This is a genomic window from Brevibacterium sp. ZH18, assembly GCF_022748595.1.
Taxonomy (GTDB): domain Bacteria; phylum Actinomycetota; class Actinomycetes; order Actinomycetales; family Brevibacteriaceae; genus Brevibacterium.
Genome location: NZ_JALDSX010000120.1, coordinates 1 through 428, shown reverse-complemented (window position 1 = coordinate 428; position 428 = coordinate 1). Strand labels below are relative to the sequence as shown.

The window sequence follows — 428 nt, the reverse complement described above, 5'->3', positions numbered from 1 at the left end:
GGCTGTCGTGGTCACCGGCGGACAGCGCCACGACGGGGTGATCCTGCCGCAGGTGCTGGCTGACATTCGAGTACCGCGGGTCGGCGGTGGTCGTCCTCGCACGTGTCCGGACGCTGTTCTGGCGGATCGAGCGTATGGGTCCAGAGCCAACCGCGACTATCTGCGTTCGCGTGGTATTCGGGCGGTGATCCCGGAGAAGAAAGACCAGATCGCGACTCGTAAGAAGCGCGGTAGCAAAGGTGGGCGGCCGCCGGCGTTCGACGCCGGTGTCTACCGGAACCGCAACGTGGTGGAGCGTTCGTTTGCCTACGTCAAGCAATGGCGGGGGTTAGCGACGAGATACGACAAGCTCGCCATCACCTATCGAGCGGCCGTCGTGATCAGCGCGATCCTGACATGGCTCCGCCAATAAAGGAGACATGCCCTAG

At 63.6% G+C, this 428-nt stretch carries 1 protein-coding gene; it reads left to right on the top strand.

The window, feature by feature from the left end:
• On the top strand, nt 1-412 hold a 412-nt coding region (locus tag MPN20_RS17200), incomplete at its 5' end, for a transposase (RefSeq protein ID WP_242784087.1).
• Nucleotides 413-428 lie beyond the last annotated feature (16 nt).